The sequence below is a fragment of the Actinoplanes sp. NPDC026623 genome, from assembly GCF_040638275.1.
Classification (GTDB): Bacteria; Actinomycetota; Actinomycetes; order Mycobacteriales; family Micromonosporaceae; genus Actinoplanes.
Genome location: NZ_JBEZXZ010000042.1, coordinates 1 through 24363 on the forward strand (window position 1 = coordinate 1; position 24363 = coordinate 24363).

General features: G+C 72.6%; 23 protein-coding genes. 18 read left to right on the plus strand and 5 right to left on the minus strand.

Annotation, left to right across the window (positions count from 1 at the left end):
- Window positions 1-5: 5 nt before the first annotated feature.
- The 6 genes from AB0F10_RS15405 (at window position 6) to AB0F10_RS15430 (ending at window position 3543) form a co-directional block, all read left to right on the plus strand.
- Entirely contained in the window at window positions 6-605 is a 600-nt protein-coding gene (locus AB0F10_RS15405; protein ID WP_360624266.1) for a type II secretion system F family protein, read from the plus strand.
- Between the two features lie 19 nt (window positions 606-624).
- On the plus strand, window positions 625-807 hold the full coding sequence (locus AB0F10_RS15410) for a DUF4244 domain-containing protein (protein ID WP_360624269.1): 183 nt from the start codon (window positions 625-627) through the stop codon (window positions 805-807).
- Window positions 804-1190: a TadE family type IV pilus minor pilin gene (locus AB0F10_RS15415; RefSeq protein WP_360624151.1), complete on the plus strand. Its 387-nt coding sequence runs from the start codon at window positions 804-806 to the stop codon at window positions 1188-1190. Before AB0F10_RS15410 ends, AB0F10_RS15415 begins: the two co-directional genes overlap by 4 nt.
- Window positions 1187-1561: an Rv3654c family TadE-like protein gene (locus tag AB0F10_RS15420; protein ID WP_360624153.1), complete on the plus strand. Its 375-nt coding sequence runs from the start codon at window positions 1187-1189 to the stop codon at window positions 1559-1561. The genes AB0F10_RS15415 and AB0F10_RS15420 overlap by 4 nt, the downstream gene beginning before the upstream one ends.
- 186 nt (window positions 1562-1747) lie before the next feature.
- Complete coding sequence (locus AB0F10_RS15425; RefSeq protein WP_360624155.1) at window positions 1748-2275, plus strand: sigma-70 family RNA polymerase sigma factor; 528 nt, start codon at window positions 1748-1750, stop codon at window positions 2273-2275.
- The gene (locus AB0F10_RS15430; RefSeq protein ID WP_360624157.1) at window positions 2275-3543 is read left to right on the plus strand and encodes a hypothetical protein; all 1269 of its coding nucleotides are present in this window, start codon (window positions 2275-2277) and stop codon (window positions 3541-3543) included. Before AB0F10_RS15425 ends, AB0F10_RS15430 begins: the two co-directional genes overlap by 1 nt.
- Before the next feature lie 136 nt (window positions 3544-3679).
- Here AB0F10_RS15430 and AB0F10_RS15435 read toward each other — a convergent pair whose 3' ends face one another.
- From AB0F10_RS15435 to AB0F10_RS15445, 3 genes are all read right to left on the minus strand, one after another.
- Window positions 3680-4648 (minus strand): hypothetical protein, encoded by a 969-nt coding sequence (locus tag AB0F10_RS15435; protein ID WP_360624159.1) that lies wholly within the window; start codon window positions 4646-4648, stop codon window positions 3680-3682.
- Window positions 4645-5133 (minus strand): SigE family RNA polymerase sigma factor, encoded by a 489-nt coding sequence (locus AB0F10_RS15440; protein ID WP_360624161.1) that lies wholly within the window; start codon window positions 5131-5133, stop codon window positions 4645-4647. Before AB0F10_RS15440 ends, AB0F10_RS15435 begins: the two co-directional genes overlap by 4 nt.
- A 120-nt stretch (window positions 5134-5253) precedes the next feature.
- Window positions 5254-7551 (minus strand): DEAD/DEAH box helicase, encoded by a 2298-nt coding sequence (locus tag AB0F10_RS15445; RefSeq protein WP_360624272.1) that lies wholly within the window; start codon window positions 7549-7551, stop codon window positions 5254-5256.
- Between the two features lie 207 nt (window positions 7552-7758).
- On the opposite strand from AB0F10_RS15445, the gene AB0F10_RS15450 reads away from it, so the two are divergent.
- The 6 genes from AB0F10_RS15450 (at window position 7759) to topA (ending at window position 15698) form a co-directional block, all read left to right on the plus strand.
- A complete protein-coding gene (locus AB0F10_RS15450; RefSeq protein WP_360223410.1) occupies window positions 7759-8130 on the plus strand; it encodes an STAS domain-containing protein in 372 nt (123 codons plus the stop codon).
- Window positions 8127-8567 (plus strand): ATP-binding protein, encoded by a 441-nt coding sequence (locus AB0F10_RS15455; RefSeq protein WP_360624163.1) that lies wholly within the window; start codon window positions 8127-8129, stop codon window positions 8565-8567. Before AB0F10_RS15450 ends, AB0F10_RS15455 begins: the two co-directional genes overlap by 4 nt.
- A 309-nt stretch (window positions 8568-8876) precedes the next feature.
- Complete coding sequence (locus AB0F10_RS15460) at window positions 8877-11243, plus strand: sodium-translocating pyrophosphatase (RefSeq protein WP_360624165.1); 2367 nt, start codon at window positions 8877-8879, stop codon at window positions 11241-11243.
- 75 nt (window positions 11244-11318) lie between these two features.
- Window positions 11319-11849 carry a hypothetical protein gene (locus AB0F10_RS15465; RefSeq protein WP_360624167.1) on the plus strand — a complete coding sequence of 177 codons (531 nt, stop codon included), beginning with the start codon at window positions 11319-11321 and terminating at the stop codon, window positions 11847-11849.
- A gap of 16 nt (window positions 11850-11865) precedes the next feature.
- Entirely contained in the window at window positions 11866-12660 is a 795-nt protein-coding gene (locus AB0F10_RS15470; RefSeq protein ID WP_360624169.1) for a hypothetical protein, read from the plus strand.
- Between the two features lie 197 nt (window positions 12661-12857).
- Window positions 12858-15698, plus strand: coding sequence for a type I DNA topoisomerase (gene topA / locus AB0F10_RS15475; RefSeq protein WP_360624171.1), 2841 nt, complete (start codon window positions 12858-12860; stop codon window positions 15696-15698).
- Window positions 15699-15728: 30 nt separating this feature from the next.
- Here topA and AB0F10_RS15480 read toward each other — a convergent pair whose 3' ends face one another.
- Window positions 15729-17042, minus strand: coding sequence for a D-arabinono-1,4-lactone oxidase (locus AB0F10_RS15480; RefSeq protein WP_360624173.1), 1314 nt, complete (start codon window positions 17040-17042; stop codon window positions 15729-15731).
- A gap of 137 nt (window positions 17043-17179) precedes the next feature.
- On the opposite strand from AB0F10_RS15480, the gene AB0F10_RS15485 reads away from it, so the two are divergent.
- Complete coding sequence (locus tag AB0F10_RS15485) at window positions 17180-17809, plus strand: TetR family transcriptional regulator (protein WP_360624175.1); 630 nt, start codon at window positions 17180-17182, stop codon at window positions 17807-17809.
- A 4-nt stretch (window positions 17810-17813) separates the two neighbouring features.
- Here AB0F10_RS15485 and AB0F10_RS15490 read toward each other — a convergent pair whose 3' ends face one another.
- A complete protein-coding gene (locus AB0F10_RS15490) occupies window positions 17814-19019 on the minus strand; it encodes an amino acid deaminase/aldolase (protein WP_360624177.1) in 1206 nt (401 codons plus the stop codon).
- Window positions 19020-19261: 242 nt separating this feature from the next.
- On the opposite strand from AB0F10_RS15490, the gene tmk reads away from it, so the two are divergent.
- From tmk to AB0F10_RS15515, 5 genes are all read left to right on the plus strand, one after another.
- Window positions 19262-21664 carry a dTMP kinase gene (gene tmk, locus AB0F10_RS15495; RefSeq protein WP_360624179.1) on the plus strand — a complete coding sequence of 801 codons (2403 nt, stop codon included), beginning with the start codon at window positions 19262-19264 and terminating at the stop codon, window positions 21662-21664.
- 19 nt (window positions 21665-21683) lie between these two features.
- Entirely contained in the window at window positions 21684-22877 is a 1194-nt protein-coding gene (locus AB0F10_RS15500) for a DNA polymerase III subunit delta' (protein WP_360624182.1), read from the plus strand.
- 94 nt (window positions 22878-22971) lie between these two features.
- On the plus strand, window positions 22972-23298 hold the full coding sequence (locus tag AB0F10_RS15505) for a YbaB/EbfC family DNA-binding protein (RefSeq protein WP_360624184.1): 327 nt from the start codon (window positions 22972-22974) through the stop codon (window positions 23296-23298).
- Window position 23299: 1 nt separating this feature from the next.
- The gene (locus tag AB0F10_RS15510; RefSeq protein ID WP_360624187.1) at window positions 23300-23596 is read left to right on the plus strand and encodes a type VII secretion target; all 297 of its coding nucleotides are present in this window, start codon (window positions 23300-23302) and stop codon (window positions 23594-23596) included.
- On the plus strand, window positions 23596-24201 hold the full coding sequence (locus AB0F10_RS15515) for a hypothetical protein (protein ID WP_360624189.1): 606 nt from the start codon (window positions 23596-23598) through the stop codon (window positions 24199-24201). The genes AB0F10_RS15510 and AB0F10_RS15515 overlap by 1 nt, the downstream gene beginning before the upstream one ends.
- The last annotated feature ends 162 nt before the right edge of the window (window positions 24202-24363 follow it).

Genomic DNA, 24363 nt, shown 5'->3' on the forward strand with positions numbered 1-24363 from the left:
CCCCGATGATCCTCGCCGTCATCGTGCTTCTCATCGCGATCGCCGCCGGCATCGCGGTGACGGTCTTCATCGGGAGCTGGTGGGCGGTCGCCCCCGGCGTCGCGGTCGGCTGCGGGGTCGAGCGCTTCCTGCGGCGGCGGGAGCCCGCGCGGGTGCGGGAGGCGCGGATGCGTGCCGTCGCGGACCTGCCGCTGAGCTCCGACCTCCTCGCCGCCGCGCTGCGCGCCGGAGCCCCCGTCGACCGGGCGGTGTCCGCGGTCGCCGAGGCTCTCGGCGGTCCGCTGGGGGAGCGGCTCGACCGGGTCGGCCGGTCGCTGCGGCTCGGCGCGGATCCCCCGGAGGCGTGGGCGCACCTGGCCGACGTCGCCGGCGCGGAGCGGCTCATCGCGGCCGCGGTCCGATCCAGCGCCAGCGGCGGGGCCCTCGCCCGCGCGCTGACCCGGCTCGCCGACGACCTGCGCGGCGACCGGGCCGCGGCCGCCGACGCCGCCGCCCGCCGGGCCGGGGTCCTCATCGTGCTGCCGCTCGGCCTCTGTTTCCTGCCCGCCTTCGTGCTCGCCGGCCTCGTGCCGGTGGTGGTCGCCGTCCTCGGCGACGTCCTGTGACAACCCGACAAAGAAGGAGATCCACGTGCGCAGACTCATCACCCGCCTCGCCACCCTGCGGGGCGACGAGGGCATGAACACCGCGGAGTACGCCGTCGGCACGCTCGCCGCGGTGGCGTTCGCCGGCGTTCTCTACAAGGTGCTCAGCAGCCCGAGCGTGCAGGCGGCCCTGACCGGGGTCATCAACGAGGCGCTGAAGTGACCGGGCGCCGGTGGCCCGGCCGGCTGCGGACGCTCGGGCGCGACCGTGGTGCGTTCACCGCAGAGATGGCGGCCGGGCTGCCGGCGCTCCTGCTGCTGCTGTTCGCCGGGCTGACCGCGGTCGGCGCGGTGACGGCGAAGGGCCAGTGCGTCGACGCGGCCCGGGAGGGTGCGATTCTCGCCGCCCGCGGCGGCCCGGGTGGCGAGAACGCCGCGCGGATCGCCCCGGCGGGCGCCCGCGTCGAGGTCGCGGAGCGCGGGGACGAGGTGATGGTGACGGTTCGCGCAGGGGTGCCGATTCTGGGTGGCCACCTGCCGGCGATCACGGTGGACGCCACCGCGGTCGCCGCGCGCGAACCGGACGGGTCGGGGAGCGTGCCGTGAGCGTCGGTGGTCCTGCCGGCCGGGACCGTGGGGCGGCGTCGATCTTCGTGTTGGCGGTGGGGTTGGTGCTGGTGGCGGCCGGGGTCGCGGGAGCGGCAGTCGGCGCGGCGCGGGTGGGGCGACATTTGGCCCGCACCGCGGCCGACCTGGGTGCACTGGCGGGTGCGGTGCGGGCCATCGAGGGCCGCGACGCGGCCTGCGCCCGGGCGGCACAACTCGTCGCCGCGAACGGCGGCCGGACCAGGTCCTGCCGGCTCGACGGCCTGGATCTCATCCTCGAGGTCGAGGTGACCGTGACGCCGTTTCCGGGCCTGACCCGGTATGCGACGGCGGTAGCCCGGGCCGGGCCGATCACCGCGCCCGTCGGTTGACCCGCCGCCCGCCGCCCGCCGCCCGCCGCCCGCCGCCCGCCGCCCGCCGCCACCGCCGGTTGACTTCGCCGCGCTGAGCTGACGGCCCTCGGCGGCTGGAAGATCGAGAATTGTCGGTGGGTTGACAACCTGATCAACCGCTCGGGCGTATGGGGTGCATGACGGTGCAGACGAGCGGGTGTGAACGTGGCAGGTGACGCACCCGAGGAAGCCCGGGTCGCGTTCACCGGTTTCTTCAACGACAGCGGGCGGCGGCTGGTGAGGCTGGCGTACCTGCTCGTCGGGAACCTGGGCGATGCCGAGGAGGTGACACAGGAGGTGTTGGAGGAGCTGTACCGCCGGTGGGCTGACGTGCGCCCGGACACCGTCCTGGCGTACGCCAGGAGGGCGGTCGTGAATCGGTCACGCAGCCTGTTGCGCCGCCGGGCTGTGGCGCGGCGGTTCGCGCCGCGACTGGCCCAGCCCGAGCAGGCCGGGCCGGCTCCGATCGAGGACGGGTGGCTGTGGGACCTGGTGCGGACCTTGCCGCGGCGGCAGCGCGAGGTGGTGGTGCTGCGGTATTGGTGCGATCTGGGCGAGGCGGACATCGCGCGGGTGCTGAGCGTCAGCACCGGAACGGTCAAGTCCAGCGCCCACCGCGCTCACGCCCGGCTCGCCACCGCGTTGGCGGAGCACGACAGCGCAGTAACCGAGGATCAGAAGGGAGCGCGGTGATGGACGAGCTCGACCGGCGCCTGAGGAACGTGCTGACCAAGGCGGGCGAGCGTGCCGACCCGGCCGCCGCGCGACTGCGTAACCCGGCCACCGCCCCGCCGCGCAAGGCCGCGCGGTTCGGCTCCGGCGGCCGGCACACCACCTGGCTCATGGTCGCGGCGTCCAGCGTGGCCGTCGTGGCCGTCGCGGTGGGTATCGCGGCCGGGATCCCGTCGATGATCGGAAACACGGGTCCGGCGGCAACCCCCGGACCGGCCGGGTCCACCGGCCCGACCGTCGGAAGGGCGGACGGCACCCACCCGCTCTGGAGGCTGGGCGCCGCGGAGAACGAGCCGTGGGCGTACGACCAGTTGACCATCGGCCGGCAGGTGACGCCGCCGGTCCCGTACACGCAGAATCCGGAGCTGGTGCCGGAGCTCGCGAAGGTGCCGACGTTGGTGACCCGGGCCGGCCCGATCCGGTTCCCCGGCACGAAGGGGGTGCACCTGGTCGCGCAGCGCCCAGCGGGCGTGTTCATCGCGGTGGCCGGCACCGGTGGCGGCGACGGCCTGTTCGACGTCGACTTCGAGCTCGTCACCGCGGACAACACCCGGCGCACGCTTCATCACAGCCCCGCGGTGGGCAGCTACGAGGTCTCTCCGGACGGCACGAAGCTGGCGCTGAGTACCTGGCTCGACCGGAAGAGCCAGCGCAGTGCACCGGCGGTGGAACTGGTCGACGTGGCCTCCGGCAGCGTCATCCAGCGGATGGCGGGCCCCTTCACCCAGGTGAGGTGGGCGTCCGACACCGTCCTGGTGCTCGGCGGCAAGCGGGGCGAGGCGACCAGCCTGGCCTGGCGCGCGCCCTGGACCGGCGAGGGCGAGCGGATCCCGGTGCGCGCAGGCTCCACTTTCGCTGTCGCCGGTGGGTTGCTGGCCTGGGACGATGCCACGGGATGCCTGCAGAAGCTGGACGGCGAGGCGACCGTGACCGCTGCCAACTGCAACGGCTGGAGCCTCGCCGGGTTCGTCTCCCCCGGCGGCCGGTACGTGTCGCTGGAGTGGGCCGACGGCAGCAGGTTCGGCGTTCTCGACCTCAGCCGGAACCAGGTCCGGTCCTGGCCGGTCCCCGGCCAGAACCCGTCTTGGCTGGGGCCGGCCGACGTCCTGCTCTCCGAGGCCGGCACCGACGACACCCCGCGGGACGCCCGCTGCGACCTGACAACCGACACCTGCTCCCTCGCCCCGAACTCCGTCACCGACTACGGGGCGGACTGGCTCGGCGGGTAGCAACGACGTCGGTACGCCGGACCCGTGTGCCGCCGGGTCCGGCGATCCCGGCTGCGGGCTGCGGGCCGTCCGGGTGGATCACCCGGTGCGGGCGGTGCCGGCGGCGAGCACCGTCGCGGCCGCCGGCACCGGGCGTTCAGTCGCCCTCGGCCTCGCCGAAGGGGTCTTCGATGACCACCGCCCAGTCACCGGTCATGCCGTCCGGGACGGCCGTGAGGACCACCGTGTCGCCCCTGTGGATCCTCGCGCCCGGGACGCTGCCCACGGCGCACGCGGCCAACGAGTAGTCCCAGAACCGGCAGGTGTCCACCGTCGCGCCGTTGATGGTGACGTTGACGGCACCCGGCGTGTTCGCGTGCACGGTCGTGCCGGCGCCGGTCCAGGCGAACGTCCTCGTCACCGGCGCCTGCGGGTCGGCCGGGTCCGAGCGCAGCACGTGGGCGCGGACGGTCGGGTCCGCGGCGGTCGGGTTGTCGGCGGGCAGCTCGAGGGGCTGCAGCGTGGCCGGCCGCGGCGGGTACGGGTACGCGGCCGGGTCGACGGGCACCCCGACGGCCAGGCCGAACTCGGCGGTCGGAGCACCCTCGGTGAAGGTGAGGACGAGGGTGGCCGGCTTGCCGGCCGCGAGGTGGAGCTCCTTGCCGGCCTTGGGCAGGGTGACGAATCCGGCACACTGCTCGCCTTGGCTCACCGGCCTGCCGTTGAGGCTCAGGGCGTGCGGATGATCGCCCTCGCACCGGGTCAGGAAGGACAGCCCGTCGACGGTGGCCGGCGTGAACGTCAGGGTGACCGACTTCGCCGGCGGAAGCGCCGTCTTCGTCGCGATGACCCGGTGGCCGGAGTCGTACTCGGGGAAGCCGTCGATCATGCGTACCTGTGCGGGGGCGACGGCGGACGTGCCGCGCTGGTGGTCCGGCACGACCAGCGTGCCCATCCCCACGGCGGCGACCGCGAGGGCCGTCGCGGCCCCGGCCGCGATCTGCCGGCGCCGGCGCCGGACGCGCAGCCGGTGGTGCACGCCGTCGAGCATCCGGTGCCCGGGGAAATCGCTGTGGTCGGTGGCGGACCGCTCGTCGAGCACGTCCCGCAGCTCGGTGAGGTTCATGAGAAGGCTCCTTCGCGGGTCAGGGTCTCGTCGAGGCGCAACTTCGCCAGGGCCTTGCTGGCCTGACTCTTGACGGTGCCGACCGAGCAGCCCATCGCCTCGGCGATCTCCGCCTCGGCCAGCGCGTCGAAGTAGCGCAGCACGATCACGGCTCGTTGCCGGGCCGGCAGCCGGCGGAGCGCGTGCCAGACTTGCTCGCGTTCGTCGTGCCCGGGGTACGGGTCGGTCGCCGACTCCGGCAGCCGGTCGGTCGGCACCTCGGCCCGCCACCGCCGCCGCCACCAACTGGTGTTGGTGTTGACCAGGACGCGACGGACGTACGGCTCCGGGTCGCCGTCGATGCGGCGCCAGGCCGACCAGGCCTTGACCAGGGACGCCTGCAGCAGGTCCTCGGCGAGCGCCCAGTCCTGGGTGAGCAGGAACGCGGTCCGCAGCAGCCGCGCGGAGCGGCTCACCACGAACTCGTCGAATCCTTCAGTTGTCACAGCGGCGCCTCTCATCGGGTGTCGCTGTTCAATACGCCCTGGCGGGGCCACGACGTTGCCTGGGTTTTCGGGGGTTTCGCGAGGGGCCGGGTTTGCGGCGACATGGACCCGTCAACCCGATCAATTCCGGTCGGCGAGGGCGCTCAGCACCGCGTCCAGCACCGCGATCGCGCCGTTGCGGTCCAGCGGGTTGTTGCCGTTGCCGCACTTCGGCGACTGCACGCACGACGGGCACCCCGTCTCGCAGCCGCACGACGCGATCGCCTCCCGGGTCGCCGACAGCCAGGCGGACGCCGTCGCGTACGCGCGTTCCGCGAAGCCGGCGCCGCCCGGGTGCCCGTCGTAGACGAATACCGTCGGTGCCTCGGTGTCCTGGTGGTTCGCGGTCGACAGGCCGCCGATGTCCCAGCGGTCGCACGTGGCCATCAGCGGCAGCAGCCCGATCGCCGCGTGCTCCGCCGCGTGCAGCGCACCCGGCACGTCCGGCGGCTGCACCCCGGAGGCCGCCAGCAGCCGCGGGGAGACGGTGAACCAGACCGCCACCGTACGCAGCTCGCGGGGCGGCAGATCCAGCGGCCGGGTGTCGATGACCTCGCCCGAGCCGATGCGCCGCCGCTGGTAGGACACCACCTGGTTGGTCACGTCCACCTCGCCCAGGAACAGGCCCACCGGGCCGGCGTCCACGCGCTCGCGGACCGAGACCACCGACAGGTCCGTCACGTCGCGGGCGTGTGTCGACCAGTCCGGCTCCGCCGCGTGGACCAGCGCCACCGCGTCGTCCAGGTCGAGGTCGTCCACCACATGGGAGACGCCCTGGTGCAGGTAGACCGCGCCGGCATGCAGCATCACGTGGGATGAGCCCTGGTCGACGGTGCCGAGCAGGCGGCCGGTCGCCGATTCGACCACCGACACCGGCGCGCCGCCGGTGCCGCGCAGGTCGACCGCGGGCCGTCCCCGGTGCGTCCAGTACCAGCCCGACGGGCGCCGGCGCAGCGCCCCCGACGCGGTCAGCGCCGCCACCGCCTCCCGGGCGGGCTCGCCGCCGAACAGTTCGAGGTCCGGCTCGGTCAGCGGCGCCTCGGACGCCGCGCAGCACAACTGCGGCCCCAGCACGTACGGATTGGCCGGGTCCATGACTGTCGCCTCCACCGGGCGGCCGAAGAGCGCCTCCGGGTGGTGGACCAGGTAGGTGTCCAGCGGATCGTCGCGGGCCACCAGCACCGCCAGCGCCTCACCGCCCGCGCGGCCGGCGCGGCCCGCCTGCTGCCACAGCGACGCCCTGGTGCCCGGGTAGCCGCAGATCAGCACCGCGTCCAGGCCCACCAGGTCGACGCCGAGTTCCAGCGCGTTCGTCGAGGCCAGCGCCAGCAGCTCGCCCGAGAGCAGGGCCCGCTCGATGGCCCGCCGGTCCTCCTTCAGGTAGCCCGCGCGATACGCCGCCACCCGGTCGCCCAGGCCGGGCACCGCCTCGTCCAGGCCCCGCCGGGTCATGGCCGCGACGACCTCCGCGCCGCGCCGGGAGCGGACGAACGCCAGCGTCCGGACGCCGGCCACGACCGCGTCCGTCAGCAGGTCCGCCGTCTCCCGCAGCGCCGACCGGCGCACCGGCGGCAGCTCGACCTCATCATCGGGGGAAGGCGGCAGCAGCGGCGGCTCCCACAGCACGAACGTCACCGCGCCGCGAGGCGACGCGTCCTCGGTCACCGGGGTCACCGGCAGGCCCGTCAGCCGGGATGCCGCGTCGCCGGGTTCGCCCGAGGTCGCGGACGCCAGGATGAACGTCGGGTCGCCGCCGTATCGTGCCGTCAGCCGGCGCAGGCGGCGCAGCACGTGCGCCACGTGCGAGCCGAAGACGCCCCGGTACGCGTGGCATTCGTCGATCACCACGTACTCCAGGCGGCGCAGGAACGTGCCCCAGCGGGCGTGCCCCGGCAGCAGCGCGTGGTGCAGCATGTCCGGGTTCGTCAGCACGAACCTGGAGTGCTGCCGGATCCACTCGCGTTCCTCGCGCGGCGTGTCACCGTCGTATGTGGCCGGCCGCACGCCGTCGAGGCCCAGCCGGGCGAGCGCGCGCGACTGGTCCGCCGCGAGGGCCTTGGTCGGCGACAGATAGAGCACCGTCGCCCGGGAATCACCCAGCAATTTGGTCAAAGCAGGCATTTGGTACGCCATCGACTTGCCCGACGCGGTGCCCGTGGCCACCACCACGTGGCTCTTGTGGTGCGCCAGCGTCGCCGCCGCGGCCTGGTGCTCCCACGGCCCGGTGATGCCCAGATCCGCGTACGCGGAAATCAGTGCCGGCGCCACCCAGCCCGGCCACGGGGTCTTACGCCCAGGTCGGGCGGGCTCGCGCCGCACGTGTGTCACGGGCGATTCGCCGGCCGGGGCGGCGGTGCCGGCGCGCAGCCGGTGCAGCAGTTCGACGGGTCCGAGCCCGGGAGAAGCGCCGCGTGCGGCCGGGATGCCCGGGACGGTCGTGGTCACGATCTGCACTGTGACACCGCCATGCCCCGAACCTCAAACGGGTACGAGGGAGGTGCCGACGCGGCGGTCCCGGACCGGCGGTGGTTAGATTCGCTGTGGAGATCGGCTGCCGGAAAACTTGCCCCCGAGGGAGGAGGACCGATGGAGCTGTCGCTGACAACCCGGGCTGTCGGCGAGCACACGGTGCTCGATGTCGGCGGTGAGGTCGATGTATACACCGCGCCGCGCCTGCGTGAGCGCCTCGTCGAGTTGGTCGACGGCGGCTCGCGCAACGTTGTCGTGGATCTCGCGCGCGTCGATTTTCTCGACTCCACCGGCCTCGGTGTCCTGGTCGGCGCCCTGAAACGGCTGCGCGCCGCGAACGGCACGTTCGGCCTGGTCTGCTCGAAGGAGCCGCTGCTCAAGATCTTCCGGATCACCGCGCTCGACCAGGTGTTCCCGATCTTCCCCTCCGTCGAGGCGGCCATCTCGACGTCGGCCGGAGATGGCGACGACATCCACCCGTCGGCGTGATGGCAACGGTACGGCTGTCTTTCTCCCCCGCGCCGGTGCATGTCCGCACGGCCCGGCTGGTCGGCGTGGCGGTGGCCCGCCGCGCGGGTGTCGCCGAGGAGTTGCTCGATGAGGTCCGGCTGGCGATCGGCGAGGCCTGCACGCGCGCGGTCGCCCTGCACCGCCAGTACGGCCTGCCGGACCTGGTCATGGTGGAGATGTCCGACTCCGACTCCTACACGGTGCGGGTCGTCGACCGCGCGCCGATCGAGGCGAGCGTCGGCCTGGCGAAGCTGCCGCCGGACGAGCTGGCCGACGAGTCGCTGACCGACGAGGCGCTGACCACCGGCGTCGGCTTCGCGCTGCTTGCCGGATTCGTGGACGACCTTCAGGTGCGCCCGGTCGACGACGGCGCCGGCACCGAGGTCCGCATGGTCTGGCCCGTGCACCGCCGCTGAGGCGCGAACGGGAGTACCGCGCGGATGAAAAATCCGCGCCGGGCGCGGGGCGCCGGTGACGCCCGACGAGGCCGCGGAGCCTAGGCCGTAACCGATTCGGGCGCCAACCGCTAACACAGCGGTAAACATCACCACGACACGGCCGGATCCGGGTGTGACCACTGACACGTCTGGCCGATACAGTACGCCGGTAATCAGCTACTGCTCCCTGGTCCCGCGTCCGCGGGCCCGGGTGTCGTCTCCCCGAGCAGGGAGTGCGCCCGCGGTTTCGTCCGCTGTCGGGTGCGTTCGGCGTACAGGAGGACATTGATGTCCGGGACCTCCATAAACCTTGCCGCGGAAAGCGGCGGGGTGTCCCTCAGCAGTCAAAACGTCACGTTCGTCATCGTTGCGATCGTCTTCGCGCTGGTGGCGCTGGCCTTCGCTGCTGTTTTCGTCAAATCGGTGCTCGCTGCCGGTCGCGGCACGACCAACATGCAAGAGATCGCCGGGGCGGTGCAGGAAGGCGCGTCCGCGTTCCTGTTCCGGCAGTTCAAGACCCTCGCCATCTTCGTGGTGATCGCGGTCGTGCTGCTGTTCCTCCTGCCGGTGCACAACACCGACAGCGAGACCGCGGTGAAGATCGGCCGGTCGCTGTTCTTCATCGTGGGTGCGGTCTTCAGCTCGTTCATCGGCGGCGCGGGCATGGCGCTCGCCACCCGGGCCAACCTGCGGGTCGCCGCGGCGGCCGGAGAGTCCGGCGGTCGCGAGAAGGCCATGGGCATCGCGTTCCGCACCGGCGGCGTGGTCGGGTTCCTCACCGTGGGCCTCGGCCTCTTCGGCGGCGCGCTGGTCGTGCTGATCTACCGCACCGACGCGGCGACCGTGCTCGAGGGCTTCGGCTTCGGCGCCGCGCTGCTGGCCATGTTCATGCGGGTCGGCGGCGGCATCTTCACCAAGGCCGCCGACGTCGGCGCCGACCTGGTCGGCAAGGTCGAGCAGGGCATCCCGGAGGACGACGCGCGTAACCCCGCGACGATCGCCGACAACGTGGGAGACAACGTCGGTGACTGCGCCGGCATGGCGGCCGACCTCTTCGAGTCGTACGCGGTCACGCTGGTCGCGGCCCTGATCCTGGGCCAGGCGGCGTTCGGCCAGGACGGCCTGATCTTCCCGCTGATCGTCTCCACGGTCGGCGTGGTCATCGCGATCGTCGGCGTCTTCATCACCCGGCTGCGGGCCTCGGACAAGAACGGCCTCACCGCCATCAACCGGGCGTTCTACATCTCGGCCGTGCTCTCCGCGGTCATCGTGGCGATCATCAGCTTCGTGTACCTGCCGGACAGCTTCGCGGGCTTCGGCGCGGACGCCGGCATCGACCCGGGTGTGATCGACAGCGGCGCCAACCCGCGCTGGGTCGCGATCGGCGCCGTCGTCATCGGCATCGTGCTGGCCGCCGCCATCCAGGCGCTGACCGGCTACTTCACCGAGACCGAGAAGCGCCCGGTGCAGGACATCGGCAAGTCGTCGCAGACCGGCGCGGCCACCGTCGTGCTGGCGGGCATCAGCGTCGGCCTCGAGTCGGCCGTGTACTCGGCGCTGCTGATCGGCGCCGGCGTCTTCGGCGCGTACCTGCTCGGCGGCACGTCCATCACGCTGTCGCTGTTCGCGGTCGCGTTGGCCGGCACCGGTCTGCTGACCACGGTCGGCGTCATCGTCGCGATGGACACCTTCGGCCCGATCTCCGACAACGCGCAGGGCATCGCGGAGATGTCCGGCGACATCGACGAGAACGGCGCGCGAATCCTGACCGAGCTCGACGCGGTCGGCAACACGACCAAGGCGATCACCAAGGGCATCGCGATCGCCACGGCCGTGCTGGCCGCGACGGCGCTGTTCGGCTCCTACACCAACACGCTGCAGGCGTCGCTGGCCGACGCGGGCATCTCGGGCGATCGGATCGGCACCGAGATCCTCAACATGCTGAACCTCTCCAACCCGCGCAACCTGGTCGGCCTGCTGATCGGCGCCGCGGTGGTGTTCCTCTTCTCCGGCCTGGCGATCAACGCCGTGTCCCGCTCCGCGGGCGCGGTCGTGATGGAGGTACGCCGCCAGTTCCGCGAGTTCCCGGGCATCATGGAGCGCACCCAGCGCCCCGAGTACGGCAAGGTCGTCGACCTCTGCACCCGGGACGCCCAGCGCGAGCTGCTCACCCCCGGCCTGCTCGCCATCCTGGCGCCGATCGCGGTGGGCTTCGGCCTGGGCGCGGGCGCGCTGGCCGCCTACCTGGCCGGTGCGATCGGCACGGGCACCCTGATGGCCGTCTTCCTGGCCAACTCGGGTGGCGCGTGGGACAACGCCAAGAAGCTCGTCGAGGACGGCGCGTACGGGGGCAAGGGCTCCGAGGCGCACGCCGCGACGGTCATCGGCGACACCGTGGGTGACCCGTTCAAGGACACCGCCGGACCGGCCATCAACCCGCTGCTCAAGGTGATGAACCTGGTGTCGCTGTTGATCGCTCCGGCCGTGGTGACCCTCAGCATCGGCAGCGACAAGAACAACGCGGCGCGGATCGCGCTCGCGGTCGTCGCGGCGCTGATCGTCGCGGGTGCGGTCGTCTGGAGCAAGCGCAAGCCCATCTCCATGGGCGAGGATGCCCCGGCCACCGAGACCCAGTCGGAGCGCATCAGCGCCTGACCGGATCGACGTATCGGAGGGCGCCCGGCACTCGCCGGGTGCCCTCCGACGCGTGTTGGCCGTACGCTGCAATCCATGCGCACGGCCCGCTCCGCATCCTCACTCATCGTTCTTTCGCTCGTCGTGACACTGGGTGGTTGCGCCGGCGGTCCCGCGCCCCGCGCCTGGGCCGCCTCGGTCTGCACGGTGCTGTCCCCGTGGCGCACCGAGATCGGCACCCTGGCGACCCGCACCCAGCAGCAGATGACCGCCGAGACGACGCCGGCGCAGGCCAAGGAGAACCTCATGCGGCTCTTCGGCGGCGCCGAGTCGGCCAGCGAGAAGGCCCGGGCCGGCGTGCAGCGGGCCGGCGTGCCCGACGTGGACGAGGGCAAGGAGGTCGCGGACGGCTTCACCGCGTCGCTCGGCGCGATGCGTGACGCCTACGGGCGGGCCAAGACGGGCGTCGAGGCGCTCGCGACCAGCCCGTCCAAGGACTTCTACGCCAAGGTCAAGTCGGTCGTGGAGGTTCTGAACACCGAGTACCAGCAGAGCGAACTGGACACCAGCCGGCTGGATTCCGAGGAGCTCAAGAAGGCGTTCGACGAGGCGCCCGAGTGCCGATGACGGAGCGCCGCTGATCATGGCCGAGCCCGGGTGGCCGCTGATTCCGCGCGAGGTGCTGCCCGCGCCGGTTGAGCCCGCCCCCCGGCGTGGCCGGCGCCGCACGATCACGGCCGTCCCGGCCGGCCGGCAGTTGTCGATCTTCGGGGTCGAGGCGGCCGACCCGTCGCTGTTCGACCTGGTCGGCCTGCTGGCCGGCCCGGGCCGGCTGGGCCGGATGGGCGGCACGGCCCGGGTCTCGGTCCGGGTCGACGCGGCCTGGCGGGTGCACGTGCTGGTGGACGAGCTGGTCTCGCGCGGCCTGGTGGTCAACTGGGCGCCGGTGGCCGGCGAGGAGCGGAACGAGCCGGTGGCCGAGCTCACGGTGGAGCCGGTTGAGCAGACGATGGCGCACACGGCGGAGCCGCCCGGGCAAGACCCTGCCGACGAGCCGGCGGGTAAGAAGGAGAGCGCGGAGCCGGATACCGTCGCCTTCGAGGTCCGGACCGCGTTCAGCAGCAGGTTGAATCCCCTGGCCCGGGCCTGGCCGCCGGCCGCCGACAAGCTCTTTCTCGGCGGGCCGCGGCTGCGGCTCTGGGTCGCCGCGGCGGGCGCGCCGCGGCCTCAGGGATACGCACTCGGTCTGGATCCCGACGGGTTTCTTGACAGGGCGACCGCCGCCGCGCTGACCCGGGCCGGGCTCGCGGGCACGATCCAGGCCGGCCCGGCATATGTGATCGCAGGTCACAGGCGCCTCGCGCGCCTCGCCGAGCTGGTCGGTGAACGGCCCGCGGCGGCGCCCGAAAGACTCTGGCCGGGCGGCGCGGGTGCGTGATCTTCCCCGATTGTGTGCGACACGACGCCATGTTCCCGGTGTACGGTGTCGCCGTCGGACGCATGCGGTGGCCGGACCGTTACCATCCGACTTCTGCATGCCCGGGGAATGTTGGCTCGTCCGGCGCGTTACGTTGAACGTCCGCACGTCTGTCGTCCGCGACGGACCGCCGAGCGAGTGAAAAGTATGGGAGCGCCGTGCCGGAGAAAGCCAGGACGACCCGTCTGGTCATCGTCGAGTCCCCGTCGAAGGCCAAGACGATCGCCGGCTATCTGGGCCCCGACTACTTCGTCGAGGCCTCCTTCGGGCATGTCCGCGACCTGCCACGCAACGCCGCCGACGTGCCCGCCAAATACAAGGGCGAGGCGTGGGCCCGGCTCGGCGTCGACGTCGACAACGGCTTCCAGGCGCTCTACGTCGTCTCCTCGGACCGCAAGCAGCAGATCGCGAAGCTGACCAAGCTGGCCAAGGAGGTCGACGAGATCCTGCTCGCGACCGATGAGGACCGCGAGGGCGAGGCCATCGCCTGGCACCTGGTCGAGACGATCAAGCCCAAGGTCCCGATCAAGCGGATGGTCTTCCACGAGATCACCAAGTCGGCCATTCAGGCCGCCGTCGCCAACCCGCGCGAGATCGACCGCGACCTGGTCGACGCGCAGGAGGCCCGGCGCATCCTGGACCGTCTCTACGGGTACGAGGTCAGCCCCGTCCTGTGGAAGAAGGTGATGCCCCGCCTGTCCGCCGGGCGCGTCCAGTCCGTGGCGACGAGGATCGTGGTCGAGCGGGAGCGCCAGCGCATGGCGTTCCGTTCCGCCGAGTACTGGGACATCAACGCCCAGCTTTCGGTGCAGGGCAAGGCCGAGGGCACCCGCAACTTCCAGGCGACGCTGATCGCGCTCGACGGCGACCGGATCGCCACCGGCCGCGACTTCGAGCCGACGACCGGCCAGGTCAAGCCCGGCGCCGGCGTCGTGCACCTCGACGGCGACGGGGCCCGCGGGCTCGCCGCGCGCCTCGAGGACCGGCCGTTCACGGTCACCCGGGTCGAGGAGAAGCCGTACCGGCGCCGCCCGTACGCGCCGTTCATCACCTCGACGCTGCAGCAGGAGGCCGCCCGCAAAATGCGCTTCTCCTCGTCGCAGACCATGCGCACGGCGCAGCGGCTGTACGAGAACGGTTACATCACCTACATGCGTACGGACTCGGTGAACCTCTCCGAGACCGCCATCACCGCGGCCCGCCGCCAGATCGCCGAGCTGTACGGCCCGAACAACGTGCCGCCGCAGCCCCGCCGCTACACGGGCAAGGTCAAGAACGCGCAGGAGGCGCACGAGGCGATCCGCCCCGCGGGCGACAACTTCCGCACCCCGGGCGAGGTCGCCGGCGAGCTCTCCGCCGACGAGTTCAAGCTCTACGAGCTGATCTGGCGCCGCACGGTCGCCTCGCAGATGACCGACGCCGTCGGTAACTCCGTCTCGGTGCGGATCCGCGCGGTCTCCACCGCGGGCGAGGAGGCCGACTTCGGCGCCAGCGGCAAGACGATCACCGATCCCGGCTTCCTGCGCGCCTACGTCGAGTCGTCCGACGACGAGAACGCCGAGGCCGAGGACACCGAGCACCGCCTGCCGAACCTGGTCAAGGACCAGCCGCTGACGCCCGAGGAGCTCAACGCGGTCGGCCACCACACCTCGCCGCCGGCCCGCTACACCGAGGCCTCGCTGGTCAAGGCCCTGGAGGAGCTGGGCATCGGCCGCCCCTCGACGTACGAGTCGATCATGCGGACGATCCAGGACCGGGGGTACGTGGAGAAGCGCGGCCAGGCGCTGATCCCGTCGTTCATCGCCTTCGCGGTCGTCGGCCTGCTCGAGGGGCACTATCCGCGGCTGGTCGACTACAACTTCACCGCCGCGATGGAGACCCAGCTCGACGACATCGCCGGTGGCGACCACGCGGCGCTGGACTTCCTCACCTCCTTCTACTTCGGCAGCGACCTGGGCGCGGACGACTCGATCGCCAAGGCCGGCGGCCTCAAGAAGATGGTCACCGAGAACCTCAGTGAGATCGACGCCCGCGCGGTCAACTCGATCGCGCTCTTCAAGGACGACTCGGGTCGCAACGTGGTGGTCCGGGTCGGCCGCTACGGGCCGTACCTGCAGCGGGCCCTGCCCGACGCCGGCGAGGACGCGCCCGAGGACCGGGTCTCGATTCCCGAGGGTGTCGCGCCGGACGAGCTGACCACCGAGAAGGTCGACGAGCTCTTCCTCGGCGGCGGCGGCGAGCGCAGCCTGGGCGACGACCCGGCGACCGGCGAGCCGGTGCAGCTCAAGTCCGGCCGCTACGGCCCCTACGTCTCCAGCGGCGAGCGCAAGTCGTCGCTGTTCAAGACCCAGACGCCGGACACGCTGACCCTGGAGCAGGCGCTGCGGCTGCTCGAGCTGCCGCGCACCGTCGGCAAGGACCCGGAGGGCGCGGAGATCCTCGCGGCCAACGGTCGCTACGGGCCGTACGTGAAGCGCGGCGACGACTTCCGCTCGCTGGACAGCGAGGACAAGCTCTTCACCGTCACCCTGGACGAGGCGCTCGCGCTGCTCGCCGCCCCGAAGCACCGGCAGCGCCGCGCGGCGGCGCCGCCGCTGCGGGAGATGGGCGTTGACCCGATCACCGAGAAGCCGATGGTGATCAAGGAGGGCCGCTTCGGCCCCTACGTGACCGACGGCGAGTTCAACGCCTCGCTGCGCCGCGGGCAGACGCCGGAGGAGCTGACCGTCGAGCAGGCCTCCGAGATGCTCGCGGAGAAGCGTGCGAAGGGCCCGGCGCCGCGCAAGAAGGCCGCCGCCAAGAAGGCCCCGGCGAAGAAGGCGGCCGCGGGCGAGGGCACGCCGGCGAAGAAGACCGCCGCGAAGAAGGCGCCGGCCAAGAAGGCCGTCGCCAAGAAGGCGACGCCGGCCAAGCGGGCGGCCAACGCCTCCCCGGCCGCGAAGAAGGCCACGCCGGCCAAGAAGGTGGCGCCGGCAAAAGCCAGCGCCACCGCCGAGTAGCCCTGTGGACGGGCCTGTGGATAACTTTTCTCAGGCCCCCAGGACCCGGTCCAGGTAGGCGTTGGAGAAGACCCGGCCGGGGTCCAGCTCGTTGCGCGCCGCGAGGAAGTCGTCGAACTTCGGGTACGCCCGGCGCAGCGACTCCGCGTCCCGGTAGTGCAGCTTGCCCCAGTGCGGGCGCCCGCCCAGCGGCTCGCAGACCGCCTCGAAGGCCCGGAAGTACGGCTCGTACTGGCTCCCGCTGAACTGGTGCACGGCGAGGTAGGCGGAGTCGCGGCCGTAGCCGTGCGACAGCCAGGCGTCGTCCGGGCCGGTGAACCGCACCTCGACCGGGAACTGCACCTTGAACGGCAGCTTGTCGATGATCTTCGGTAGCGCCGACAGCACCTCGGGCAGGCACTCGCGGGGGATCTCGTACTCCATCTCGGTGAAGCGGACCCGGCGCGGCGTACAGAAGACCTGGTCGGAGCGGCCGGTGTAGGTCCGGGCCGTCAGGGCCCGCGCGGAGATCGCGCTGATCATCGGCACGGCGGCGGGAATCACCCGGCCCAGCCGGCAGACGCCCTGGAAGACGGTGTTCGCCAGCAACTCGTCGTCCAGCCAGCCGCGGAACCTCGGCAGCGGCCGGTCCGACACCGGCACCCTGTTGTTGCGCTTCAGCTGGGCCCGGTCGGTGTACGGGTACCAGTAGAACTCGAGATGGTCGTTGCTCGCGATCTGCTCGTCGAGCCCGGCGAGCACCTCGGACAGCGGCAGCGGCCGCTCGTCGGCGAGCAGCGTGAACGCCTCGACGCAGCGCAGGGTCACCTCGACCAGGACGCCGAGCGCGCCGATGCCGATCCGCGCCGCGGGGAAGAGCGGCGAGGTCGAGTCGATCTTCTGTACCAGGCCGGAGCCGGTGACCAGGGTGAGCGACTCCACACAGGAGGCCATGGTCGAGTGATTTCGGCCGCTGCCGTGCGTACCGGTGGAGATCGCGCCGGCGACGGTCTGCTGGTCGATGTCGCCCAGATAGGGCATCGCCAGGCCGTTCTCCGCCAGGATCCGGTTCAGCCGGTGCAGCGGCATTCCGGCCTGGACGGTGACCAGATTGCCGGATATCTCCACCAGCTCGCCCAGGCGGTGCAGCAGCATCCGGCGATCGTCCGCGACCGCGATGGCGGTGAACGAGTGTCCGCTGCCGACGGCCTTGACTTTCTGTCCGGTGGCGGACGCCTCCTTGACGAAGGCCGCCACCTCGTCGACGCTGCCAGGGGTCAAGACCTCGGCGGCGACTGATTGCTGGTTGCCGCCCCAGTTGCGCCAGTGACGCGCGGCCACGGGGGGTGAATTGTCACTGGTCATTACGGCTGAGTCCTCCCGACGAGCGGACAGTCGCACAAAACCGGGAATGCCGGGTGTCGTCGGCGTCCCGTCGATGCTTCTCGCTCGTTGATCCGAGTAACGTTCCGATTATCACTGCTGAGAGGGAGTGGCGACGCGTGTCGACACCAACCGTCACCACCGGACCACTGCGCCGGGTTCCGGTGCAGGGCAGAAGCGTTGCCCGGGTCCAGCGCATGCTCGATGCCTGCGCGGAGCTCGTGGACGAGGTCGGGTACGAAGGCCTGACCACGACCCTGCTCGCCGAGCGCGCCGAAGTCGCCATCGGCTCGGTCTACCAGTTCTTCCCCGACAAGCGGGCCATCGTCCAGGCCCTCGCCATGCGCAATATGGACGCGTACCTGCAGAGTCTGTCGGCACGCTTCGCCAACGAGACGTTCGCCCACTGGTGGGACGGCGTGGACGCGGCGATAGACGCCTACATTCACATGCACCGCAGCGTGCCGGGCTTCCGGACGCTGCACTTCGGCGACGTGGTGGATCTGCACCTGCTCGACGCCGAGCGCGACAACAACGCGGTCATCGCCGACCGGCTCGCCGAGCTCCTGGTCGACCAGTTCCAGCTGATGGACCGGGCGCGGCTGCGTTTCGCGCTGCTGATCGCGGTCGAGGCGTCGGACGCGCTGATCAAGCTGGCGTTCCGGCGCGACCTGACGGGCGACGAGTCCGTGCTGACCGAGGCGAAGGCGCTGATCCGGGAGTACCTGCACCGCCACGTTCCGGCGTGAGGACCTAACCGAGGAACGCATGTCCCTCTCCCCGGTACGTCGGGGTCGGCGTTGCCGTGTCGCCGTCGACGAGGTGCACCTCGTTGACGTGTTCACACGGCTCGCCGGCCTTGGCGTGGCGGAACCAGACCCGGTCGCCGGGCTGAAGCTTGTCCGCGGCGGCGCCGATGAGGGGCGTCTGCACCTCGCCGGCGCCCTCGTCGCCGCGCAGGCGCAGGCCCTCGGGCAGCCACGGCATCGGCTGCCGCGACGGTCCGGTCGGGCCGGAGGCGATCCAGCCGCCGCCGAGCACGGTGGCGATCCGGGGCGCCGGACGGCGGACCACCGAGAGTGCGAAAAACGCCGCAGGGGTGGGCTGCCAGTTACGGTACGTGTCGAACAGGGTCGGGCCGAAGAGCCCGGAGCCGGCGGCGATCTCGGTGACCGACGGGTCGGCGGCGGTCGCCGCCATGCTGCCGGTGCCGCCTCCGTTCACGAACTCGAGCTCCACGTGCTCGCGGACGGCCCGGACCGCGGCCAGCCGGCGCTCCAGCAGCTCGGGCAGGGAGCGGCGCTGCATCAGCCGGATGCCCCGGGCCCGCAGTGCCTGGCCCGGTGGCTTGTCGCCGAGCCCGGCGATGTGCGCCTCGTAGGCCATCATCGCGACCAGCTTGAAGCCCTGCCGCTTGACCAGCTTGGCGGCGAGCGCCCCGGCCTGCGCCGCGGAGTGGACCGGGGAGCGGCGCACGCCGACGTGCAGCGGCCCGGCGGGCCGCCAGGAGGCGTCCAGCTCCAGGCAGATGCGGATGTCGGGGCGGCTGCCCGGCGCGGCGATGGCGTCGACCAGGTCCAGGTGGGCCGGGTCGTCGACGACGATGGCGATCGCGGCGGCCAGCTGCGGATCCGCGGCCAGCTCGGCGATCGCGGTCCGATCGACAGTCGGGTACGCGACCAGCACGTCGTCCGTCACGCCGCGGCGTACCAGCCAGATCGCCTCGGGCAGGGTGTATGCCATCACCCCGGACCAGCCGGGGCGGGTCAGTACGCGCTCCAGCAGGGCGCGGACGCGTACCGACTTGCTGGCAACCCGGATCGGCTTGCCGGCCGAACGCGCCGACAAAGCGGCGGCGTTGGCGTCGAAGGCGGCCAGGTCGACCGCGGCGAGCGGCGTCTCCAGCCGACTGGTCGCGCGTTCGAGGCGTTCGTGCAGCGCACTGCGTTCGACGATCACGCCAGCAACCTAACTGTTGGCGAGCCAATGCGAAACACCTTCATTTTCGCGCCACCCGGATGAGCGCAACCGCGATGAGCCGCTGCCGCCCGTTAGAGTGCTTCGAGCAGTGACCACGGGGAGGTACGGCCATCGACACCGACACGAGTACGGCGCGCAAGGAAGCAGGTCCGGTCGACCTGTCCGGCGCGGCCGCACTGCGTTCCGTTCTGCGGATTCGCCCGTTCCGACGGCTGTGGCTCGTGCTCAGCGTGGCCTCGTTCGGCGACTGGATCGGCACGCTCGCCACCGCCCTGTTCGCCTCTCAGCAGGTGACCGGCAGCGTGGCGCAGAGCAGCGCATTCAGCAGCACGATCGCGATCCGCCTGCTGCCGGCGCTGCTGCTCGGCCCGATCGCGGGCGTGTTTGCCGACCGGTTCGACCGCCGCTACACGATGGTCATCTGCGACATTCTTCGCTTCTTCGTCTACGGCTCCATCCCGGTCGTCGCGCTGATCAGTGACTCCGGCGCCGTGACCGTCACCTGGGCGGTCATCGCCACCTTCATCGGCGAGACGATCACCCTGATGTGGATCCCGGCCAAGGAGGCCGCGGTACCCAACCTGATCCCCGCTGGGCGCCTCGAGGTCTCCAACCAGCTCACCCTGATCACCACGTACGGGATCACGCCGATCCTCGCCGCGCTCGCCCTGGCCGCGCTGGACGGCGTGGTCCGCGGGCCGATCAGCGGGCTGCCCGACTGGGCGGAGCCGGTGCAGATCGCGCTCTGGATCAACGCGCTCTCCCGGGCCGCCACCGCCGCGGTGGTCTTCTTCGGCATCAAGGAGATCAGCGCGGGCCACCGGGAACGGCGCGCGAAGGCCGCCGAGACCAGCATGTTCCGGCAGTTCGTCGAGGGCTGGAAGTACATCGGCGGCACCCCGTTCGTGCGCGGCCTGGTGCTCGGCATCTTCGGCGCGTTCGCCGGCGCCGGCATCGTCATCGGCACCGCCCGCTTCTTCACCGCCTCGCTCGGCGCCGGCGACGCCGCCTTCTACCTGCTCTTCGCGACCCTGTTCATCGGCCTCGCGATGGGCATCGGCCTGGGCCCGATGGTCGTCAAGGAGCTGTCCCGGCGCCGCTGGTTCGGCCTGAGCATCGTGCTCGCCAGCGGCGCGGTCGGATTCCTGTCCGTGGCGTTCCACCTGTCCATGGCGCTCTTCGGCGCGCTCTTCGTCGGGGCCGGCGCCGGCATGGCGTTCCTGGCCGGGGTCACCCTGCTCGGCGGCCAGGTCGACGACCAGGTGCGCGGCCGGGTCTTCGCCGTGGTGCAGATCGGCGCCCGGCTCGTCCTGCTGCTGGCCATCTCGCTCGCCGGCCTCCTGGTCGGCATCGGCGGCTCCCGCTCGATCTCGGCGGGCAGCGTCTCCGTCGACATCTCGTCCACCCGCATCCTGCTGCTGGTCGCCGGCCTCATCGGCGTGTGGACCGGCGTCAGCGCCCTGCGGCAGATGGACGACAAGCGCGGCGTGCCGGTCCTGGCGGACCTGTGGAGCTCGATCCGTGGCCGCCCGCTCTCCCCGGCCGAGGAGTTCACCCGGCAGGGCATCTTCGTGGTCTTCGAGGGCGGAGAGGGCGCCGGCAAATCGACGCAGGTGAACCGGCTCGCGGCCGGGCTGCTCGAGGCGGGCCACGACGTCGTCGTCACCCGCGAGCCGGGCGCGACCGACATCGGCGCCCGCATCCGCAGCCTGGTGCTCTCCAACGGCGAGGACGCGGACGCGCCGTCGCCGCGCGCCGAGGCGCTGCTCTACGCCGCGGACCGCGCCCACCACGTGGCCACCGTCGTACGCCCGGCGCTCGGCCGCGGCGCGGTGGTGGTCAGCGACCGGTACGTGGACTCGTCGCTCGCGTACCAGGGCGCCGGCCGGACCCTGCCGGTGCAGGAGATCTCCTGGCTGTCGTCCTGGGCGACCGGCGGGCTCAAGCCCGACCTGGTCGTGCTGCTCGACGTGGACCCGGCCGTGGGGCTGGGCCGGGTCGACACCCGCGGCGCCGGCTCGGACCGGCTGGAGAGCGAGTCCCGCGCCTTCCACGAGCGGGTGCGGTACGCGTTCCTGGACCTGGCCTCGGCGGATCCGAAGCGCTACCTGGTGCTGGACGCGGCGCGGCCCGCCGACGAGATCGCCGACGTGGTGGCGACCCGGATCAACGGGCTGCTGAGCTCGGGGGACGACAGCCACCCGGCGCCGGCGTCGACGGGGGTTCCGCCGGGGCCCGACCTGAACGCCCCGGACCTGGCGGCCGCGAGCGCCTCCGACGAGACGATGGTGGTCCGGCCGGGCACCGGGCCGGACGAGACGATGGTGATCCCGCCGGGCACCGGGCCGGACGACACGATGGTGATCCCGCCGGGCACCGGACCGGACGACACGATGGTGGTCCGGCCGGGCACCGGGCCCGACGAGACGATGATGATCCCGCCGGGTGCCGGGCCGGACGACACGATGGTGGTTCGTCATGGCCCGTCCGCTTCCGAGGCGGACGAGACGATGGTCGTGCCGACCGGCTCTCCCGCCTCCGCCGACGACGGCGGGCAGACCGCGGCGACGAAGGACCGGGCCGGCGCCGGCGACGAGCCGCCGCAGGTGGGCATGCGGCCGTGAGCGAGCGAGAATCGACGCCATGACTGTGTTCGCGGACCTGGTCGGGCAGGACGAGGCCGTCGAGACGATGCGCCGGGCCGCCGCTGCCGCCGCCCGGATCGTCTCCGGCGACACCGGGGCGGCGAACGGCGCCATGACCCACGCCTGGATCTTCACCGGGCCGCCGGGATCGGGCCGCTCCGTCGCCGCCCGCGCGCTGGCCGCGGCCCTGGAATGCGAGCGCGACGGCACCGGCTGCGGCGAGTGCCACGGCTGCCACACCGTGCTCGGCGGCACCCACGCCGACGTGCGCTTCGTGGTCCCGGAGGGCCTTTCGATCGGCGTGAACGAGATGCGGGCGCTCGTCCTGCGCGCCGGCACCGCCCCCTCGGGCGGGCGGTGGCAGGCGGTGGTGATCGAGGACGCCGACCGGCTCACCGAGGCCGCGGGAAACGCGCTGCTCAAGGCCATCGAGGAGCCGCCGCCGCGTACGGTGTTCCTGCTCTGCACCCCCTCGACGCACCCGGACGACATCTCGGTGACCATCCGGTCGCGCTGCCGGGTCGTGCCGCTGCGGCAGCCACCCGCCGAGGCCGTCGCCGAGGTTCTCGTGCGCCGCGACGGCGTCGCTGCCGATGTCGCCGCCTGGGCCGCGGCCGCCGCGCAGGGGCACGTGGGCCGCGCCAAGCGGCTCGCGAACGACCCCGATGCGCGTGGCCGCCGCGAGGCGGTGCTCGCCGTGCCGCGCCGGCTGACCGGCGTCGGCGCCTGCTTCGACGCCGCCTCCGCGCTGATCGAGGCCGCGGAGGCCGAGTCGGCCACGGCGTTCGCGGAGAACAACACCACCGAGCGCGCGGCGCTGGAGCAGGCCCTCGGCGCCGGCGGCACCGGCCGGGGCGCGGCCGGCGCGATGCGCGGCGCGGCCGGGCAGCTCAAGGAGCTGGAGAAGCGGCAGAAATCCCGGGCGACCCGCTCGCAGCGCGACGCCCTGGACCGCGCCCTGGTCGACCTGGCCGGCTTCTACCGCGACGTGCTGGTGACCAACCTGCGCGCCCCGGTCGCGGTCGTGCACACCGACGTCGCGGCCTCGTCCTCGGCCGCGGCCGAGAAGTGGACGCCGGAGAGCACCCTGCGCCGGCTGGAGGCGATCGTGGCCTGCCGCGACGCCATCGAGCAGAACGTGAAGCCGAGGATCGCCGTCGAGGCGATGATGCTCAACCTCTGGCGCGGGTAATCCACAGGGGACGAAGAGGGGCTGCGCGGGGGTCACCGACCGGGTACGTTCGGTGTCGCACCGCGAAGCGGCACGCCCGGTAAGGAGCCTGTGGATGCCCCGCGAGATCGACGAGGCATGGATCGACGAGGCGATCGAACGCTACCGCCGCCTCGACGTGCTGCGGGGTGAGTTCGACAAGGCCGTCGCCGGGCACGTGGTCTCGGTGCACTCGCCGGACGACTCGATCGAGGTCCTGGTGACCGCGGCGGGCGAGATCACCGACGTGCGCATCCGTGGCAGCCTGCAGCACCGCAGCGCCGCCGAGCTGGCCCGGGAGGTGCAGGCGGTGGTGACGACCGCGACGGAGGCGGCCCGCTGGGCCCGGCAGAAGCTGCACGACGAGGTCTACGGTGCGTTCCGATCGCTGGGGGAGCCCTGACATGGAGAAGCTCGCCGAGCGCCTGGAGTCCGTGGCAGACGCCCTGACCACGGTGGACCGCTCGCTGCCCGCGCACGGTTCCTCGCCGGGCGCGTTCGGCGCGGATGACGAGGGCGCCCCGGGCCGCCTGGGCCACCGCCTGCACGAGCTCTGGACGGCCGTGCTCGCCGCCCGGTCCCGCGAGGCCGCCGACGCGGCGGCCCGGCTGACGAGCCTGGCGGCCGACGTCCGACTGGCCGCCAGGAGCTACGCGGAGACCGACGACGAGGCCGCGCGCCGCATCCGGCGGGGGATCTGATGGACCGGCTGGATCGGGTCCTGGCCGCGGCGGCCCCGCTGCTGCGCCAGGTCGACGACCTGCTGGCCGCCGGCGGGGCACCCCCGGACCATCACATCTGGACGGAGCTGCGCCGGGTGCGCCTGCTGCCGGGCGACGCCGCCCGCAGCGTGGCGGCGCTGAGGCCCGAGGAGCTGCTCGAGGCTGCTCCGGGCCTGCGCGCCGACGCCCGGGCCTACGGCGTGCTCGCGGCGTCGCTGCCCGGGCCGGGCGTGTGGACCGGGGCGGCCGCGGAGGCCTACGACGCCGCCCGGCAGCGCGCCGCGGAGCACCTGTGCGGCGGCGAGGAGAGCCTGGGCGCGCGGCTGGAGGCCTCGGCCGACCTCGCCGACGGGCTCGTCGCCTGGATGCGGGGCACCCGCGCCGAGGTGGCGGACGCACTGGCCCGGGCGCTGGGCTCGACGGAGGCGGTGGTCCTCGCGGAGGGCGCCGCCGACCCGGCCTCGTCCCGCGACCTCGACGCGGCGGCGCAGGTCGGGGCGCTGGTGTTGCGCGCGGTGGCGGACGGCTGCCTGACCGGCGCCGACCTGCTGCACGACTCGGCCGGCCTGGCCCACCCGCACTGACCCAATCGGACGGCCGCCTGGAAACGGCGACGGCGCCGCACTCGAAATCCGGTTCGAGAACGGCGCCGTGACCTCCTGCACCCCCCGCAGGCTTACGCCACACTCAACGCTTCCGACCGGCCTTTTGTCGCCGGGGCGGGCCCGGAATCGGCCGCTCGGTCG

Coding starts and splice junctions, on each gene's coding strand:
- AB0F10_RS15405 (WP_360624266.1), top strand. CDS start 6: ATGATCCTCGCCGTCATCGTGCTTCTCATCGCGATCGCCGCCGGCATC.
- AB0F10_RS15430 (WP_360624157.1), top strand. CDS start 2,275: ATGGACGAGCTCGACCGGCGCCTGAGGAACGTGCTGACCAAGGCGGGC.
- AB0F10_RS15435 (WP_360624159.1), bottom strand. CDS start 4,648: ATGAACCTCACCGAGCTGCGGGACGTGCTCGACGAGCGGTCCGCCACC.
- AB0F10_RS15450 (WP_360223410.1), top strand. CDS start 7,759: ATGGAGCTGTCGCTGACAACCCGGGCTGTCGGCGAGCACACGGTGCTC.
- AB0F10_RS15460 (WP_360624165.1), top strand. CDS start 8,877: ATGTCCGGGACCTCCATAAACCTTGCCGCGGAAAGCGGCGGGGTGTCC.
- AB0F10_RS15465 (WP_360624167.1), top strand. CDS start 11,319: ATGCGCACGGCCCGCTCCGCATCCTCACTCATCGTTCTTTCGCTCGTC.
- AB0F10_RS15470 (WP_360624169.1), top strand. CDS start 11,866: ATGGCCGAGCCCGGGTGGCCGCTGATTCCGCGCGAGGTGCTGCCCGCG.
- AB0F10_RS15480 (WP_360624173.1), bottom strand. CDS start 17,042: ATGACCAGTGACAATTCACCCCCCGTGGCCGCGCGTCACTGGCGCAAC.
- AB0F10_RS15500 (WP_360624182.1), top strand. CDS start 21,684: ATGACTGTGTTCGCGGACCTGGTCGGGCAGGACGAGGCCGTCGAGACG.
- AB0F10_RS15505 (WP_360624184.1), top strand. CDS start 22,972: ATGCCCCGCGAGATCGACGAGGCATGGATCGACGAGGCGATCGAACGC.
- AB0F10_RS15510 (WP_360624187.1), top strand. CDS start 23,300: ATGGAGAAGCTCGCCGAGCGCCTGGAGTCCGTGGCAGACGCCCTGACC.
- AB0F10_RS15515 (WP_360624189.1), top strand. CDS start 23,596: ATGGACCGGCTGGATCGGGTCCTGGCCGCGGCGGCCCCGCTGCTGCGC.